Source organism: Thermaerobacter nagasakiensis (assembly GCF_055396825.1).
In genome coordinates, this window is record NZ_AP043740.1 from 818,214 (window position 1) to 833,711 (window position 15,498).

Sequence of the window (15,498 nt, forward strand, 5' to 3'; positions counted from 1 at the left end):
CCATACATCGAGGAGGTGTTGCGCGCCTTGGGCCGGGGCGTTCGACGGGCGCAAGAAGCATCGGGACATGGAGACACAACGCCCCGCCGCGCACCGGAACCGGTGCAGCGGCGGGGCTGTTCTCCGGTCGATCCCTGCGGTGACCTTACGTTGTGGGTGGCCTTACCTTGTGGCCCCAAGGGGAATCGAACCCCTACCTCGGGCTTGAAAGGCCCGCGTCTTAACCACTCGACCATGGGGCCCAGAACCTGCGGTCCCCCGCAACCGGCGACGGCTGCCGGCCGGCGGCTGCTGGCGACCCTACGGCATTATAGTCCCCTTTGCGTCCCCCGGCAAGGCAACCACCGGTGGCGCAGGCAGCCTGGCCCACCACCAGGTGCCGGCCTGGCCAACGCAACCGTGCACCGTGGTGCGCAGCGCAGCGGGTTCCACGGCGCGCCGCGCTGCGGGCTCCCGGCCGGGCCCCCCCGCGCGGTGGCGGTGTACGGGCACGCTTCTGGCGGCGGGCACCGGCCCGGTCCGGGCGCGCCGCCCGCTCCGGGCGCGCGGACCTGCTGCCGAGGAACCGCGGCCCGGGCCCCTACGGCAGACCGGCCTCGCTGGGGCAACGCCGGGTCCCGCGAACCCGATACCGCAACCGGCTTCCGGCAGGCCGGGACGGCTGCAGGGCGCCTGGTGGGATTCGAACCCACAACCCACGCCTTATGAGGGCGCTGCTCTGACCGTTGAGCTACAGGCGCACGGCGTCAAACAACCAGGGGTTGCTGCTGGCGGATGCAGGGCGATTATACCACACGGGCCCTGGCAGCCGGGACTGGCTGGCCTCGCCCCGGACCGGGGCGAACCGCTGGCGTGCGGGGCGATTCCGGCCGTCATCGGACCGGGCGGCGCCAGGCCGGCAGCGCCGGGAGCCTCAGGTGCGCCGCGTGCGGCCCACCGCGGCCGTGACCGGCGGGGCCCGCTCCGTTCCGGGACAGGGGCCGGGCGCACCGGCCGCCGTCCGGGCATAGCCTCCCCATACAGGCACCGCGGGCGCCACCGGGGTCCGGCGGCGCCCGTTCCCGTGCCCCGAGACCGGCTGGCCTTCGAGTTCATCCAGCGTGGGGAGGAGAGCGGCTTCCATGCCCAAGGTCTATCTTGACCCCGGCCACGGCGGCAGTGATCCCGGCGCCGTGGGCAACGGCCTGGTGGAAAAGGATATCAATCTGGCCATTGCACGCCGGGTGCGCGTGCACCTGGTGCGCCACGGGCTGGCCGTGCGGATGTCCCGTACCGGCGACCAGACCCGGCCGCTGCGCCCGCGCACCGACGAGGCCAACGCCTGGGGCGCCGACGTCTACGTGTCCATCCACTGCAACGCCTACGTTGACGAGTCCGCCAACGGATTCGAGGTCTGGCATTCGGTCCAGCCGGGTTCCCGCAGCCGCATCCTGGCGCGCTACCTGGGCTCCGCATCCGGCCAGGCGCAGGTGGCGGAGGCCATCGCCCGTGGGCTCCTCGAGTACTTCGGCCGGAACTGGATTCCGCCCGGTCCTCCCGCGGAAGAACCTGCGGCCCCGCCGGCACCGCCCGGTCAGGAGGCGGAGCAGCCGGAGCCTCGGGGCGTCTGGTACCGGGTGATCATCGGTTCCTTCCGGAACCAAGCCAACGCCGAGCGGCTGGCCCGCCGGGCCCGGGAGGCCGGATTCGACGTCTGGATCGACCAGGTTCGCCTTTGATCGCCGTCCCGGCAGGGATTCGTGGCCGTTCGACAGAACGAGCACCGAGACCCCTTGCCGGTCCACCGCCGGCCGTCGCGCCGGTGGGCGCGGGCCGGTTCGACCCGGAGGAACCGCGGGCTCCGCGCCGGCCGGGGGCGGCCGGTGCCGGAGCCCGGTGCCCGCCGGAGCCGCGGGCGCGACCGGCGAGGGCGCGGCGCAGGCGCGGCGAAGGAGACCACCCGCATCATGGATCCCATCCAGACCGTGGATTCCCCGCGGTCCACCGTTTCAGTACGACCCGGGGATATACGAGCCTGGGATTCAGCGCAAGGGAAGGGCCAGGGGGACCGCTCGGCGGTGGTCCGGGCAGGCCAGGGCGCCGCAGCGCCGGCTCGGCCGTCCCGGCAGGATGCCGTGCCGGCGTTCGCCCTCCAGACCGGGGCTGCAGCGGAGGCCGGCCGCCTGGATGCCCCGGCCTGGTTTGCCCGCCTCCACCGGCTGGTGCGCAAGCGGCAGGTACGCATCCGCATCGACCGGCGGGGTGTGGTCAACCTGTACCGGCAGCGGGCCCAGGTGGAGCCCGCCCTCTACCTCACCTTCCTGGCGCAAGCGTATGCCCACGTGCTGGCGGCGCTGCTGGCGGCACTGGCCGGGTTCTTCCTGTTGCGGGAACGGGCGTGGCAGGCGGGGCTGGCCGCGGCCACGGGGGCGGCTGTGATCGAGCTGGGTGCGCAGCTGGCCCGCTGGCGGCGGGAGCGGCGGTGGGTGGCCGGGCTGCGCCGCCGGCTGCTGGAGGACCCCGTCTTCTTCGCCCAGGCGTATGAGGACGGCCTCTTCGCCCTCCAGCGGGGCCGCCGCCTTTGCAGGTATCCCCGGCCGTGGCAGGGCATCTTCGGCGTGGAGGATGCGGTCGCCGAAGAGGAAGTCACGGTGGTGGTGCGGCGGCCGGCACCGGCAAGCGGCCCGCCAGCACGGGGCTCGATCTCCGTGGCACCTCGTCCCGCCATGCCGGCGGGCGGCGGCGCCCCTCACGGCCACGGGGCCGCTGCCCCTCAGGGCAACCGGCCTGGCCCCCCTCAAGGCGACCGCCCTGCCGCCCGGCCCGGGGTCCGGGATCCCCGCGGGCCGAGCCTGGGGTCAACGGGCGCGGCTCCCTGAGTCGCCGCTCCATGGATCCCAGCCCCATGACCGGGGATCATTCCGCCGGCCCCTCGGGGGCCGACAGCGCCACTGCACCCGGCTGCGGAGCGTCTCCCCACCGGCTGGCCAGCTGGTACAGGCCACCGGGGTACACCCGCGGCAGCTCCTTCTGCACAATCCGGCGCAGGAGGGTGCGGGCGGTGCCGTACCGGGATGCCAGCACCGCCAGGGTCTGGCCTAGATAGGTGGTCCCCGCACCGCGGTGCTGGGCGGCGTACTCGTAGAAGCGGCGGCCCTCCCGCTCCAGCTCGCCCTCCGAGTAAGGCAGCACCGGCACGGCATCCGGAGTCTCCCCCCCGGTGCCCGTCCTTCCGGTGCAACCTTCCGTGGCCCGGTCCCGATGCCGGCCGTCGCCCGAGCGGTCACCGCCCCGGGCCGGGGTCGGGTCAGCCGCCGCCCGCCCCGCCGGCCGCGGCGGAGAGGGTGGCGCCGGCTGGGGCTGGGCGGTGCCCCCTTCACCGGCCGGAAGGGCAACCGATGACAGGAACAGCGTGAGGTCGCCCAGGCGCCGGTATATGGACAGCCGGTCGGGTTCGGCGGCCAAAAGCGCCACCTTGTTCAGGGCGGCGAGATCGACCTCGGCCAGGGGCAGGCGGTACTGCCGGCTGCCCAGGGTGAAGGCGGCCATCCCCGGCGGAGTGTAAGCGAAGGAAGCCAGGAGTTCCGCCAGGTAGTGAACGGTCCAGGGCGATTCCAGCAGCGCCAGGACCGGCCTGCTGCGCCCGGGTTCGGTGCAGGGTCCGCTGGTCGCCGGCGCAGCACCCGGCCCGTCAAGGAGCATCAGGTCGTCGCCGGCGCCGCTTCCGGCCCCCGCCGGCGGCTCCTGGAGGACCGGCTCGTCGCCGGAGGGTGCCGGATCTCCGGCGCGGGCCCGTTCCTGGATCCGGCACTGGTGCAGCAGGAGGGAGAAGAGCAGGTAGGGGCTGATCTTCCGGGCGGCGTCGCCTTCCTGCAGGGCTTGATGGGTGCGGCCGTCCTCCAGCGCCCGCTCGATGGCCTCACCGCCGTCCCGCAAAAGCCGGGCGATGCGGTCGCGGGCGTCAGGGCGCGGGGAAACGGCCGCCGCGAGGAACCCGAAGTCGGCGTCGGTGAGGTGTTCGAGCGGGAGCAGGCTGGCGGTCACCGCCGATCCCTCCTACCCTATTTTAATCCAGGCGTAGCGGCCCTTGCCACCGCGGTCGACGGGATACGAAGGGTGAGACGTGATTGATTTGGGTTTTCGTAACATCGTGGCCGAATAGCGAGGTCATTCACGGAATCTTCGGCACGTCTCCGCTCCCGGGCCGTCCGGCGGGGCCGGCCCGAGGGGAGGGGAGCCCGGGCCTGCCCGCCCGTTCCCGGGACGAGCCGGCCGGCGGAACCACCAGGGCGCCCGAACCGGCTCTGCCGCCGGCAACGGCGGTCGCCCAGGCGATCCCCGGGACATCCCGCGGCCCGGCTCTTGGCCCAGCGGCACGGCGGGGTGGGGAGGCCGCCGCGGCACCGGCTGGAGTCCCGCCCCCTGCGCTGCCGATGGCGATGCCCCGCCGGGACCCGGGCTTGCCGGCCGGCAAGCCCCACGGCCCGGGGCAGCCGGCCGGTGGGGTTTACCGCGATTCGCCGCCCGGACCCGTCGTTCCTGCTGCCCCGGGCGCGTCCCCGGTGGAAACAGCGGGCAATTCGGCCCTGGGTGCGCCCGGCGGCTGGGCGGGCCTGACCGCGGCTGCCGCCGCTGCCGCCAGTCCGGATCCGTCCCCCCCGCCCCGGAGCGGCTTCGCGGTCATCCCGCTCGCCCCGAAGGGAGGGGGCCGGGGGAGCGGGCGTGCCACCCAAACCGTGGACCCTGGAGGTCGAGTGGGCTTTACCCCGGGCCGGGCGCTGGCGTGTGCGGGCCGCCGGTATGGGAGGGCGGGTTTATTTGGACCTGGCGGTGGAGCCCCAGGTGGCCGGCATCCTGGCTGGGGTAGGCCTGGACGCGCAAACCCTCTGCCGCCTGCTGGCCGGCGCCGGGTTCGACCCCGCGGGTGCTGGAGTGCGCGCCGTCCACCGGGACCGGCGGTAGGGGCCGTGGGGGTAGGCTTCCGTGGATAGACTTCGCAGGGTGCCGGTTCGCTGCGCCCACCCCGGGCATCCTTGCGCCGGGCTAAGGAGTGGGATACCTTGAGCGAGACAACGGAGCCATCCCGGCTTGACGGGGCGGAACCCCCGCCCCAGCGGGCGGCGGCCGCCCTGCGGTTCGATCCCGGCACCGATCCGGCCCCCAGGGTGGTGGCGGCCGGTTTCGGCACCATGGCGGAGGCCATCCTGCGCCGTGCGCGGGAGGCGGGGGTGCCGGAGGTGACCTCGCCCCTGGCGCCGGTGCTGGCCCGGGTGCCACCGGGCCAGGCGATCCCGGCCGCACTGTTTGAAGTGGTGGCCCGGATCATGGCCCTGGCCCTGGAACTTGACCGGCAGATGGCCGGGGGCCCGGCGGGCCAGGACCGTGGGCTTGATCTGGCGGCGCGCTGGGGCCTGGCCTCCGAGGCGGATGCGCCGGGTGGGGCGGGTTCGTCCGGCGGGGCGGGGGCTCCGGCGGGAAGCCGGTCCGGACCGGTACGGGGAGGGGGCGGGTCCTGGGACGCGCCCCCCGGCGGGCCTGTTCCGCCGGGACGCCCCGATCCGGACGACGGGAGGAGCCAGGCGTGATCCGACCTGTGCGCTATGAAGGCGGTGTGGTCCATCTCCTCGACCAGCGCCGGCTGCCGGCGGAGGAACGGTGGCAGGCATGCCGGTCGGTGGAGGAGGTGGCCCGCGCCATCGAAACCATGGCAGTGCGGGGAGCGCCGGCCATCGGCATCGCGGCGGCCTTCGGCGTGGCCTTGGCGGCGGCAGGGGCGGCGCAGGGAAAGGGCGGAGGGGCCCTGGAACCGGGGGGCACCCCCGGCAAGGGGGCAGGCGTCGAGGATGCCGTGGAGGCGGCCCTGCGGCGCTTGGCGGCCACCCGCCCCACGGCGGTCAACCTGCACTGGGCCCTGGCCCGGATGGAAGACCGGTACCGCCAGCTGCGGTCGGCCGGCGCAGGACCGGACCAGGTCGCGGCCGCGCTGGAAGCCGAAGCCCGGGCCATTCAGGAGGAAGACCTGGCCATGTGCCTCCGCATGGCCGAGCACGGCGCCGCCCTCCTGCCGGAAGGGGCCCAGGTGCTGACCCACTGCAACACCGGGGCCCTGGCCACGGGGGGCCACGGCACGGCCTTGGGCGTGATCCGCACCGCCTGGCGGCAGGGGCGGCTGCGCCACGTGTGGGTCGACGAGACGCGGCCCGTGTTGCAGGGCGCCCGCCTGACCGCCTGGGAGCTGCAGAAGGAAGGCATTCCCCACACCCTGATCGTCGACGGCGCGGCCGCGGCGGTGATGGCGGCCGGGCGGGTCGACGCCGTGCTGGTGGGCGCCGACCGCATCGCCGCCAACGGGGATACGGCCAACAAGATCGGGACCCGCATGCTGGCCGTGCTGGCCCGTCACCACGGGATTCCCTTCTATGTGGTGGCCCCCTGGTCCACCGTCGACCCCAGCCTGCCGTCGGGCGACGCGATCCCCATCGAGGAGCGAAGCCCGGAGGAAGTGACGGGTTTCGGCGGCGTCCGGTGGGCACCGCCGGGTACACCCGTCTTCAACCCGGCCTTCGACGTCACGCCCGCCTCCCTGATCACCGCCATCGTGACCGACCGGGGGATCTTGCGCCCGCCCTACATCGAAGCCATCGCCGCCCGGGCCCGGCGGGACGAACCCGGCCGCGGCGAGGCCGCACGGTGGGGCCGGAGCCCAGGCTGCTGACCGGCCCGGGATGCCAGCAGGCCCCTGGTGGCAGTCTCCTGGCCACGTCCTGGTCCCGTCGCGCCGGCCCGGAGCCGGCCGCCGGCGGGCGGCTCCGGGGGTATGGGCGGCGTTAAGGGCGCACCGGGCCGGCGTCAGCGCCGGTTCGTCCCGGCGATCCTGGGGCGCGAGGCGGCGGGCGCGAGAAGCCCGCCGGCCCCGCCGAACAGGGCCAGGGCGGCCGTCGCCAGGTTGAAGGCCATGGAGATGCCGTGCAGCGGCCCGAAGGCGGCCGTCCCACGGGCGGCATGGGCGGCCGGCAGCACCGCTTCCCGGTTGACGATCACCAGCGCCAGGGCCATGAGCCCCGCCGCCAGCCGCCAGCCTGCTCCGGGAGCGTCCGGGCCGCCGGGCTGGCGGCGCTGGCTGCGGAACTCCATCCAAGCGGCCAGGGCGGCGACCAGGCCCAGGACCTCTCCCAGCCGGAAGTAGCCCGGGAAGAGGGTGGCGACGATGGTGCCGAAGTCGCCGGGGAAGGCGCGGGTCAGGGTGGGCGTCAGGATGAACGTGTAGTAGACCATCACCCCGAACCAGGCGACCATCAGAAAAACGTACAGGTTGCGCCAGGCCCTTGCCATGAAAGTCCTCCTTGCCACCCGCCCAATCCGGTGCGGGGCGTTCCACCCGGGCTCCGCCTGCCGTCCCGCGGCTCGCGGCGCGTGGCTCACGGCGCAGGATAGGCCACGGTCACCAGCACCACGCTGATCAGGGCGAGCACGAAAGGTCCAGGCGCCCGCCCCTCCACTCGCCGGCCGGCGGCCACGCTCATGTGGGCCAGGACGGCCGCGGCCAGCATCAGGGCAGGGTGCTGCCAGCCCACGGTCCCGAAGCCCAGCGTCACCAGCAAGATGATGCCCAGCAAGGCCTGCAGGTCGAACAGGCCCACGGACAGGCCCCCGACCAGGCGATGGGCCGGCAGGTCGCGCCCGGCCAGCAGCCGGTATCCCGTCCAGATCACCCGCATGACGGCGAAGGCGAACACGATGGGTCCCAGAAAGCCGTGGACGAACGCCAGGTTGGCCAAGGTCGTCCCTCCCGTGAGCTTGGTTTCTCACCCTCCCGCCCCGGCGGCCCCGGCCGGGCGGTGCCCCCTGCGGTGCGGTACGGGGCAGGGTCCGGTTGCCGCCCCGCCCGGGACGGGCGGGGCAGACCGGCGGACAAGCGCCGTGGTACCATGGTACCCGGGTTTCGGCACGGGAGGAACCGGTTGCCGGCCCGAAGGGAGAGGGGGTGCCCCGATGGAACGGGGCTTTGAGGTGGCAGGCGGGCGGCAGGGTGGTGGCGATCCAGGGGGAGAGCGGCGTGGGGAACTGGCAGCGGTTCAGGCCTTCTTCGGCCGGCATGCCGAGGCGTACCGCCAGAGCCCGGGGCACCGGGCCGGGGCCGACCTGTTCGCCCTGGTCGCGGCCCTCGACCCCCAGCCCCACCAGCGCTTGCTGGACGTGGCCACGGCTGCAGGTCACACCGGCCTGACCTTCGCACCCCAGGTGGCGGAGGTCGTGGGCCTCGATGCCACCCCGGCCATGGCGGAGGCCTTTGCCCGGGAGGCGGAAGCCCGGGGAGTGCAGAACGCCCGGTTCGTCACCGGCGATGTCCACGCCCTGCCCTTTCCGGAGGGGTCCTTCGACCTGGTCACCTGCCGGCGGGCAGCCCACCACTTCGGCGACGTGGTGACCGCTGTGGCCGAGATGGCCCGGGTCCTCCGCCCCGGCGGCCGCCTGGGGGTGGTGGACATGACGCCACCCGCCGATCCGCAGGCGGCTGCCCTCTTCAACGATCTGGAGCGGATCCGGGATGCCTCCCACGTCGAAGCCCTGACGCCGGGCCGCTGGGCGGGCGTCTTGGAAGGGGCCGGGCTTGAGCTGGAACGCCTGGAGGTCCTGGTGGAGCCTATGCCGCTGGATCGGTGGCTCTATCCCGTCGCCCCGGAGCCGGGGGTGCTGGCCCAGCTGGAAGACCGCTGGCAGCGGGATGAAGCGGCCGTGCGGGAGCGGGTGGTGACGCAAGGCCCCGAAGGATGGGTCTACATCAAGCGGCGGGTGCTGCTGGTGGCCCAGAAGCCCTGACGGCGCGAGACGACGCAGCGGCGGGACGCGGCCGGCGGGCGCCTGGCACCGCCGGACCGCCGCGGGGACGCCGGGCCTGCCGCCGGCGACCGTCCCGCCCGCCGACGGTTTCCGGTCCCCCTGCCGGCCCGGGGCGGGCCGGCAGGAGGCGCTCCACCTTCTGCAGTCGCCTCGCCATGGGCCCCCAGCGGTGGTGGAAGCCGCGGCGGGCCGGCGTAGGGCCCGTCCACCGGCTCAGTACATGGACTGGACCTCGATGCGGCCCTCGTCGTCGTAGATGTAGAGGGCGCCCTCTTTCTCGTCCCGGGTACGCTTGTGGGAACCGTCGCAGAAGGGCTTGTTCTTCGACAGGCCGCAGGCGCAGATCCAGATGCTCTTCTCCGCTCCCTCGGGCCGCACCTCATAGGGGCGGTTGCGATCGTGGCGGACCAGCCGGCTCACCGGTCGCACCCCTTTCCCGCAATTCCCGGCGCGTTCCGGGCGTTGCCGGAGATGGCGCCGGTCCTTGCCGTTCCTTGGCTTGCCACCAGTTTCACCCGCAGGCCATGCGGCGTCAACCGGCCCACCGGCCCCGGGTCCGGCCACAAGCGGCCGGGCCGGGTTCGTCCGGCCCGGCCCGGCCGCCCGCCATGGAAGGCCCGCCGGCTGAGGCCCGCAGGCTCCGGAAGGATCAGCCGGCCGGGGAGGCCACCGGCGCCCGGCCGTCCTGGCCCCGTCGAGCCAGGATGTCCCGCACGACCGCCTCTTCCACGGCCTTGTTGACCGCCCGCAGGCGCCGCGGGATGAAAAAGGCATCGATCAGGGCCCAGAAGCCCAAGCCGCCCAGTGTCACGGTCATCAGGATGCCCTGCCAGACCGGCCCCAGGTAATAGCGGTGGCCGCCCAGGCCGCCCAGGAAGAGCCACAACAGCCAGGCCACCACCGCCGACTTCTGGCGCCGCTCGATCTCCAGCCGGGCCACCTGCAGCTCCCGGTCGGTCAGGTCGTAGAGGTCCGCCACATCTTTCCCTCCTTCCCGGCCCCCGTGGGGCGGGACGCCCCGGCAGCGACCGGATCCCCCCGCATTCCCGCCGGCTGCCGCTCCCGGGCGGGGACGGGCCGGCCGGAGGCAGGTGTTCCTTCCCGGGTCATCCGGGGGCACGAAAACACCCTATTCGAGCAGGGGGGCCCTTCCCCTGCTATGCCGGGGCGCGGCCGCGACACGGGTGTGGGCACCGGCGGCCGTGGGTACCGGAGGATAACCGTGCCACCGCGGGCGCACGTTACGCCCGGGAGGTGTCGCCATGACCGCAGGCTGGACGTTGCTGCGGGAGCTGGCGGAGGCGCCGGGCGTCTCCGGCTACGAGGCTCCGGTGCGGGAGGTGCTGGCCCGGCATCTGGGGCAACTGGCCCCCCGCCTGGAGACGGATAACCTGGGCTCGCTGATCGCCGAGCGGCCCGGAGGGGCCGCGAGGCCGCGGGTCATGCTGGCGGCCCACATGGACGAGATCGGGTTCATGGTGAGCCACATCGACGAGGGCGGGTTCATACGGTTCCAGCCCATCGGCGGGTGGTGGAGCCAGGTGATGCTGGCCCAGCGGGTGCGCATCTACACGGCCCGCGGGCCGGTCACCGGCATCATCGGCGCCAAGCCGCCCCACATCCTGCCGCAGGAGGAACGCAGCCGCCCGGTGGACATGCGGGACATGTTCATCGACGTGGGTGCGACCAGCCGCCAGGAGGCCGAAGGGCTGGGCATTCGCCCGGGGGACCCCGTGGTGCCGGCCAGCGCCTTCGAGCCCCTGGGGCCGCCCGGGGCCTTCCTGGCCAAGGCCTGGGACAACCGGGCCGGCTGCGTCATCCTCGTGGAGGTGCTGCGCCGGCTCGCTACGGTGCCGCACCCCAACACCGTCTACGCGGTGGCCACCGTCCAGGAAGAGGTGGGCCTGCGCGGGGCCACCACCAGCGTCCGGGCCGTGGCGCCCGACGTGGCCCTGGTGATCGACACCACGGTGGCCACCGATACGCCGGGGATCGACCGGAGCCGCCTGCCGGCTTCCTGCCGGATGGGTGGAGGGCCGGCCATCTCCCTTTACGACGCCAGCATGATCCCCCACCTGCGGCTGCGGGACCTGGTGGTCGACACGGCCCGCGACCACGGCATTCCCATCCAGTTCGACGTGATGCCGGGCGGCGGCACCGACGCCGGCAAGATCCACACGGCCTCGACGGGCGTACCGACCCTGTCCATCGGCATCCCGGTGCGCTACATCCACAGCCATGGCTCCATCCTGCATCTCTCCGACCTGGAACAAGCGGCCCGGCTGATCGTGGCGGTGATCCAGCGCCTCGATGCCGGCACCGTGGAGGCGCTCCGGGCGATGGGCCCGGCCCGGACGGTGGAGCCGCCCGTCCCGGGCACTCCGGCCATGCCCGCCGTGCCCGCCGCGCCGCCCGCGGTGCCTGCCGGGTGGGCCATTCCGCCCGCGGCACCTGCCGGATGGGTCGCGCCTGTTCCGCCGGCACCGGTACCGCGCTACGGGCACCCCCCGGCACCCTGGCCGGGACGATCCAATGGATGGCCTGGCCGGCCGGCACCGGCCGCGGCATCATGGCAATAAATGTAAGGCAAGCTGCCACGTGGCAGGAACGGTTCCCCACCGTGCCGAATCCCGTCGCGAGAACGCGTCTGGACAGGCCTCCGGCGGCCGGTCCGGAGGAAGCTGGGAGGGATGGGCATGCGGTGGCGGTTCACCGTGCGGAGGGCGGTACCGTTCCTGGTCCTCGCGCTGGTGGCGGCGGTGCTGGCCGGCTGCGGCGGCACCGGCACACCGGCCGGCAGCGGCGGCGGCAGCGCCCAGGGGGGCCAGATCCGCATCGCCACGGGCGGGACCGGAGGGGTGTATTACATCTACGGCGGGGCCATGGCCGACGTGTTGTCCAAGCACCTTCCGGGTGTCAACGCCGTCGCGGAGGTCACCTCGGCATCGGTCGACAACATCCTGCTCCTGGCCCAGGGCGACGCCGAACTGGCCTTCAGCCTGGCGGATACCGCCTACCTGGCCGTCCAGGGACAGGACCCCTTTGACGGTCCGCAGCCCGTGAAAGCGCTGGCCGTCCTCTACAACAACTACAATCACCTGGTCACCCGGGCCGATTCGGGCATCCGCACCCTGGCGGACTTGAAGGGGAAGCGGGTCTCCACGGGCGCCCCCGGCAGCGGCACCGAGGTGACGGCCCTGCGCATCCTGGAGGCGGCGGGCCTGGACCCGGACACCGACGTCCAGCGGGAGTTCCTGGGCGTCCAGGAGTCCGCCGATGCCCTGCGCGACGGCCGCATCGACGCCTTCTTCTGGTCGGGCGGTTATCCCACGGGCGCCGTGAGCGACCTGGCGAACACGCCGGGGCTTGACATCTACATCGTGCCCATGGGCGAAGTGGTGGACGACCTGGTCCAGAAGTACGGCGCCGTCTACGTTGAAGACATCTTCCCCGCCGGTGCCTACAGCGGTGACGTGAAGGAAGACACGCCCACCGTCGCCGTGCCCAATTATCTCCTGGTCCCTGCCGGCATGGACGAGCAGAGGGCCTACGACATCCTCAAGACCCTTTTCGAGCACAAGGACGAGCTGGTGGCCGTCCACCCCGAGGCCGAGAAGCTCACCCTGGAGAACGCCGTGACGGGCCAGGTGGTGGAGTATCACCCCGGTGCCATCCGCTACTACCAGGAACAGGGTGCCTGGAACCGCTGAGGCCGCACGCCATGCGGGCGCACCGGCCCCGGCGGCGGGAACGGTGCGCCGCCGGGCCGCCTTGCCCTGGGCAGCGGCTCGAGCGGGCCTCCTGGCGGTGACCCTGGCCGGGCTCCTTATCCGGCAGGCCATCGGCGCCGGCGAGCCCCGCTGGTGGCTGGAGGTGCGGGCGGTGGGGCCGGAGGGCGGCATGACCGCTGCCCCCGGCCGGTTACCAGGCCTGGCCGGGGGGTCCCCGCAGCGGTGGCCGCCCGCACCGTTGGCCCGCTGGCCGGTGGCGCCAGGCCAGGAGGTGGTTCTGGAGTACCGCCACTCCATGTTCCGGGTTCCCGTGCGCGAGCGGTTCCGGGTGACGGGGCGGGGGCTGGAACTGGTCGCCGTGGAAGCCCCCACGCCGGACATCGCGTGGTACTACGGGGACGGGCTGGGGGCAAGGGCGAGGCTCGAGCCCATGGCCGCGGCCCCGGCCCTGGCCTGTCCCGGGACGGGCGGCGCCCAGGCCAACCGGCAGCAGGTCCAGGCCGGCGGGGCTGTCCCCGTCCCGTCCGGCGCGGCGGGGAGGACTCGCCTGGCGGGTGGGACCTGGAACTCGGTTCCGTGGTACCGGCTCTCGCTGAAGATGCCCCTGATTCCCCAGGCGGCGAACCGGCTGCTGGGGCAGCCGGGGGCGGGCGGGACGGTCCCGCAACCCGCTGGGACCCTCCGGGTGCGGGCCACGGTCACCGGCCGGCGGTCCCTGGTGGTGGGCGACCGGTGCCTGCCCCTCTACAGCCTGGTGGAAGACGGGGCCACGGCCGTCATCGGCATCCGGGCAGAAGGTGCGCACAGCAAGGTTTGGACGGCAGGGCCGAGGATGGACGGTGAGCGGCGGGCCGGCACAGAGTGACGGCCCCAGAGGCAGGCAAGGGGGACGCGGCATGGCGAGGGACGGAGCGGAAGGCATCGGGCCGGCGAGGGCCCGGGAGGCAGCGCCGGCGGAGGCGCCGGGACCGGTGCCGGGTTCCGATGACGTGGACGAACTGGTCGAGCGCTATGAAGGGGTGACCCGCCGGCCCCGGGGACCGCTGGCGGTGGTGATCCGGGTCCTGGCGGTGGTCATGGCCCTCTACCACGTCTGGGCCACCTTCGCATACATCCCGGCCCATCCCATGCGGGCCATCCACCTGGGCTTCGGCCTGGCCCTGATCCTGCTGCTGTACCCTGCCTCGGGGCGGCAGGACCGCCACCGCATCCCGTGGGTCGACGGCGTCCTGGCCCTGCTGGCGGTGGTCACCATGGCGTACCTGGTGGTCTTCTACCGGGAGGTGGCCTACCGCATCATTCGCCCGGAGACACCGGACCTGCTGCTGGGCACGCTGGCGCTGCTCCTGGTGCTGGAGGCGGCCCGGCGGACCACGGGCTGGGTGCTGCCTCTCCTGGCCGTGGCGTTTCTTGCCTACGGGTTCCTGGGGCCCTACTTCCCCGGCATGTGGGGGCACGGCGGCTACAGCTTTTCCAGGCTGATCGGCCAGATGTACCTCTCCCTGGAGGGGATCTTCGGCGTCCCGTTGGGCGTGTCGGCCACCTTCATCATTCTCTTCACCCTGTACGGGGCGCTGCTGGACGCTTCCGGCGCGGGCCGGTTCTTCGTGGACCTGTCCCTGGCCCTGGTGGGCCGTCACCGGGCGGGTCCTGGCCGGGCGGTCACCGCCGCCTCCTTCCTGCTGGGCGGCCCGTCGGGCAGCGGTGTCGCCACGGCGGTCACCCTGGGAGCCATCACCTGGCCCCTGCTCCGGCGGGCCGGATACAGTGCCGAGCGGGCCGGCGCCCTGCTCTCCGCGGGCGGCATCGGTGCCGTGATCTCACCGCCCATCCTGGGAGCGGCCTCCTTCATCATCGCCGAGATCCTGCGGGTGTCCTACCTTGATGTCATCCGCTGGGCCGTGGTGCCGACCGTCCTCTACTACCTGTGCATTCTGCTGATGATCGAGCTGGATGCGGCGCGGGGAGCGGTCAGGCCGGTGGTGGCCGAAGCACCTCCGCTGGGGCGCCTCCTGCGCGGGTACGGGTTTCACCTGACCTCGCTGGTCGCCATCGTCGCCTTCCTGCTGGCAGGATATACGGCGGCCTACGCCGTCATGTGGTCGATGGCCCTGGCCGTGGCCGTCTCCTACCTGCGGCGGGATACCGCCCTGACACCCCGCAAGCTGGTCGAGGCGCTGGACCGGGGAGCCCGGTCCGCCCTGTCGGTGGTAGCCACCACCGCCGTGGCCGGCATCATCGTCGGGGTGTTGAACCTGACGGGGCTGGGCCTCAAGTTCTCCTCCCTGGTGCTGGCGCTGTCGGGCGGGCAGCTGGTCCCCACCCTGCTGTTGTCGGCGGTGGTGCTCCTCCTGCTGGGCCTGGCCCTGCCCATCACCGCCTCCTACATCGTGGCCGCGGTGACGGTGGCACCGGCCCTGGTCCAGGTGGGGGTTCCCGAACCGGCGGCCCACATGTTCACCTTCTACTATGCCGTCCTCTCGGAGGTTTCGCCGCCGACGGCGCTGTCCTGCTTCGCCGTATCTGCCATCACGGGCGGCAATCCCTTCCGCACCATGTGGCTGACGTGGCGGTACGCCCTGCCGGCCTTCCTGGTTCCATTCCTCTTCACCCTGAGTCCCGCCGGGATGAACCTGCTGCTGGACGGGCCCGGGTTGGCCGTGCTGCGGGCGACCCTGACGGCGGTCGCCGGTCTGGCGGCCCTGGTGGCCGGTGTGGCGGGCTGGCTGCGGGGACCGGCCCGCTGGTACGAGCGGGTGCTGCTGGTGGCCGGGGGGATGGCGCTGATGTATCCCGGCTCGCACGTCGACCTGGCGGGACTGGTGCTGGGGGCGGCGGCGGTGGCCTTGCATCTGGCCGGGGGCCGGTCCCGGGCACCGGCGGCCGCGGCCTGACGGTCCTGGCTCCGAAAGCGGCGAAACACGCGGGGCGGCGGCCCGGCCCTTGC

15 protein-coding genes and 2 tRNA genes are annotated in these 15,498 nt (G+C 73.5%); 10 read left to right on the plus strand and 7 right to left on the minus strand.

Going from position 1 to position 15,498, the window contains the following annotated elements; genetic code table 11:
- Window positions 1-170 precede the first annotated feature (170 nt).
- Together ACZ5T9_RS03570 and ACZ5T9_RS03575 are read right to left on the minus strand one after the other, a co-directional pair.
- Window positions 171-242 (minus strand) — tRNA-Glu (locus ACZ5T9_RS03570).
- Window positions 243-667: 425 nt separating this feature from the next.
- A tRNA-Ile gene (locus tag ACZ5T9_RS03575) sits at window positions 668-740 on the minus strand.
- 381 nt (window positions 741-1,121) lie between these two features.
- Between ACZ5T9_RS03575 and ACZ5T9_RS03580 the strand changes: the two genes are divergently transcribed.
- Entirely contained in the window at window positions 1,122-1,718 is a 597-nt protein-coding gene (locus tag ACZ5T9_RS03580; RefSeq protein WP_464833890.1) for an N-acetylmuramoyl-L-alanine amidase, read from the plus strand.
- A gap of 396 nt (window positions 1,719-2,114) precedes the next feature.
- A complete protein-coding gene (locus ACZ5T9_RS03585; protein WP_464833891.1) occupies window positions 2,115-2,858 on the plus strand; it encodes a hypothetical protein in 744 nt (247 codons plus the stop codon).
- A 37-nt stretch (window positions 2,859-2,895) separates the two neighbouring features.
- Here the strand turns inward: ACZ5T9_RS03585 and ACZ5T9_RS03590 are convergent, their stop codons facing one another.
- Window positions 2,896-4,023, minus strand: coding sequence for a hypothetical protein (locus tag ACZ5T9_RS03590; protein WP_464833892.1), 1,128 nt, complete (start codon window positions 4,021-4,023; stop codon window positions 2,896-2,898).
- Between the two features lie 774 nt (window positions 4,024-4,797).
- On the opposite strand from ACZ5T9_RS03590, the gene ACZ5T9_RS03595 reads away from it, so the two are divergent.
- From ACZ5T9_RS03595 to mtnA, 3 genes are all read left to right on the plus strand, one after another.
- Window positions 4,798-4,941: a hypothetical protein gene (locus ACZ5T9_RS03595; protein ID WP_006903031.1), complete on the plus strand. Its 144-nt coding sequence runs from the start codon at window positions 4,798-4,800 to the stop codon at window positions 4,939-4,941.
- A 98-nt stretch (window positions 4,942-5,039) separates the two neighbouring features.
- Window positions 5,040-5,564, plus strand: coding sequence for an EscU/YscU/HrcU family type III secretion system export apparatus switch protein (locus ACZ5T9_RS03600; protein ID WP_464833893.1), 525 nt, complete (start codon window positions 5,040-5,042; stop codon window positions 5,562-5,564).
- Window positions 5,564-6,694, plus strand: a complete 1,131-nt coding sequence (gene mtnA / locus ACZ5T9_RS03605) for an S-methyl-5-thioribose-1-phosphate isomerase (protein ID WP_464834386.1) — start codon at window positions 5,564-5,566, stop codon at window positions 6,692-6,694. The genes ACZ5T9_RS03600 and mtnA overlap by 1 nt, the downstream gene beginning before the upstream one ends.
- A gap of 134 nt (window positions 6,695-6,828) precedes the next feature.
- On the opposite strand, the gene ACZ5T9_RS03610 is transcribed toward mtnA, so the two are convergent.
- Both ACZ5T9_RS03610 and ACZ5T9_RS03615 read right to left on the minus strand, forming a co-directional pair.
- Window positions 6,829-7,311, minus strand: coding sequence for a DUF4149 domain-containing protein (locus tag ACZ5T9_RS03610; protein ID WP_464833894.1), 483 nt, complete (start codon window positions 7,309-7,311; stop codon window positions 6,829-6,831).
- Window positions 7,312-7,397: 86 nt separating this feature from the next.
- On the minus strand, window positions 7,398-7,757 hold the full coding sequence (locus tag ACZ5T9_RS03615; protein ID WP_006903035.1) for a hypothetical protein: 360 nt from the start codon (window positions 7,755-7,757) through the stop codon (window positions 7,398-7,400).
- 214 nt (window positions 7,758-7,971) lie between these two features.
- On the opposite strand from ACZ5T9_RS03615, the gene ACZ5T9_RS03620 reads away from it, so the two are divergent.
- Window positions 7,972-8,799 (plus strand): class I SAM-dependent methyltransferase, encoded by an 828-nt coding sequence (locus ACZ5T9_RS03620; RefSeq protein ID WP_464833895.1) that lies wholly within the window; start codon window positions 7,972-7,974, stop codon window positions 8,797-8,799.
- A gap of 234 nt (window positions 8,800-9,033) precedes the next feature.
- Here the strand turns inward: ACZ5T9_RS03620 and ACZ5T9_RS03625 are convergent, their stop codons facing one another.
- Window positions 9,034-9,240, minus strand: coding sequence for a CDGSH iron-sulfur domain-containing protein (locus ACZ5T9_RS03625; protein ID WP_006903037.1), 207 nt, complete (start codon window positions 9,238-9,240; stop codon window positions 9,034-9,036).
- 229 nt (window positions 9,241-9,469) lie between these two features.
- Window positions 9,470-9,799, minus strand: a complete 330-nt coding sequence (locus ACZ5T9_RS03630) for a TM2 domain-containing protein (RefSeq protein ID WP_006903038.1) — start codon at window positions 9,797-9,799, stop codon at window positions 9,470-9,472.
- A 283-nt stretch (window positions 9,800-10,082) separates the two neighbouring features.
- Between ACZ5T9_RS03630 and ACZ5T9_RS03635 the strand changes: the two genes are divergently transcribed.
- The 4 genes from ACZ5T9_RS03635 to ACZ5T9_RS03650 all read left to right on the plus strand — a co-directional run bounded on the left by ACZ5T9_RS03635 (window position 10,083) and on the right by ACZ5T9_RS03650 (window position 15,445).
- A complete protein-coding gene (locus ACZ5T9_RS03635) occupies window positions 10,083-11,399 on the plus strand; it encodes a M42 family metallopeptidase (RefSeq protein ID WP_464833896.1) in 1,317 nt (438 codons plus the stop codon).
- 111 nt (window positions 11,400-11,510) lie between these two features.
- Window positions 11,511-12,530 (plus strand): TAXI family TRAP transporter solute-binding subunit, encoded by a 1,020-nt coding sequence (locus ACZ5T9_RS03640; protein ID WP_242823205.1) that lies wholly within the window; start codon window positions 11,511-11,513, stop codon window positions 12,528-12,530.
- Between the two features lie 43 nt (window positions 12,531-12,573).
- Window positions 12,574-13,416: a hypothetical protein gene (locus tag ACZ5T9_RS03645; protein ID WP_464833898.1), complete on the plus strand. Its 843-nt coding sequence runs from the start codon at window positions 12,574-12,576 to the stop codon at window positions 13,414-13,416.
- Window positions 13,417-13,447: 31 nt separating this feature from the next.
- Complete coding sequence (locus tag ACZ5T9_RS03650; protein WP_464833899.1) at window positions 13,448-15,445, plus strand: TRAP transporter permease; 1,998 nt, start codon at window positions 13,448-13,450, stop codon at window positions 15,443-15,445.
- Window positions 15,446-15,498 lie beyond the last annotated feature (53 nt).

Bases quoted from the DNA above. Each gene is read 5' to 3' on its own strand.
- ACZ5T9_RS03580 (WP_464833890.1), top strand. From the start codon at position 1,122: ATGCCCAAGGTCTATCTTGACCCCGGCCACGGCGGCAGTGATCCCGGC.
- ACZ5T9_RS03610 (WP_464833894.1), bottom strand. From the start codon at position 7,311: ATGGCAAGGGCCTGGCGCAACCTGTACGTTTTTCTGATGGTCGCCTGG.
- ACZ5T9_RS03620 (WP_464833895.1), top strand. From the start codon at position 7,972: ATGGAACGGGGCTTTGAGGTGGCAGGCGGGCGGCAGGGTGGTGGCGAT.
- ACZ5T9_RS03635 (WP_464833896.1), top strand. From the start codon at position 10,083: ATGACCGCAGGCTGGACGTTGCTGCGGGAGCTGGCGGAGGCGCCGGGC.
- ACZ5T9_RS03640 (WP_242823205.1), top strand. From the start codon at position 11,511: ATGGGCATGCGGTGGCGGTTCACCGTGCGGAGGGCGGTACCGTTCCTG.
- ACZ5T9_RS03650 (WP_464833899.1), top strand. From the start codon at position 13,448: ATGGCGAGGGACGGAGCGGAAGGCATCGGGCCGGCGAGGGCCCGGGAG.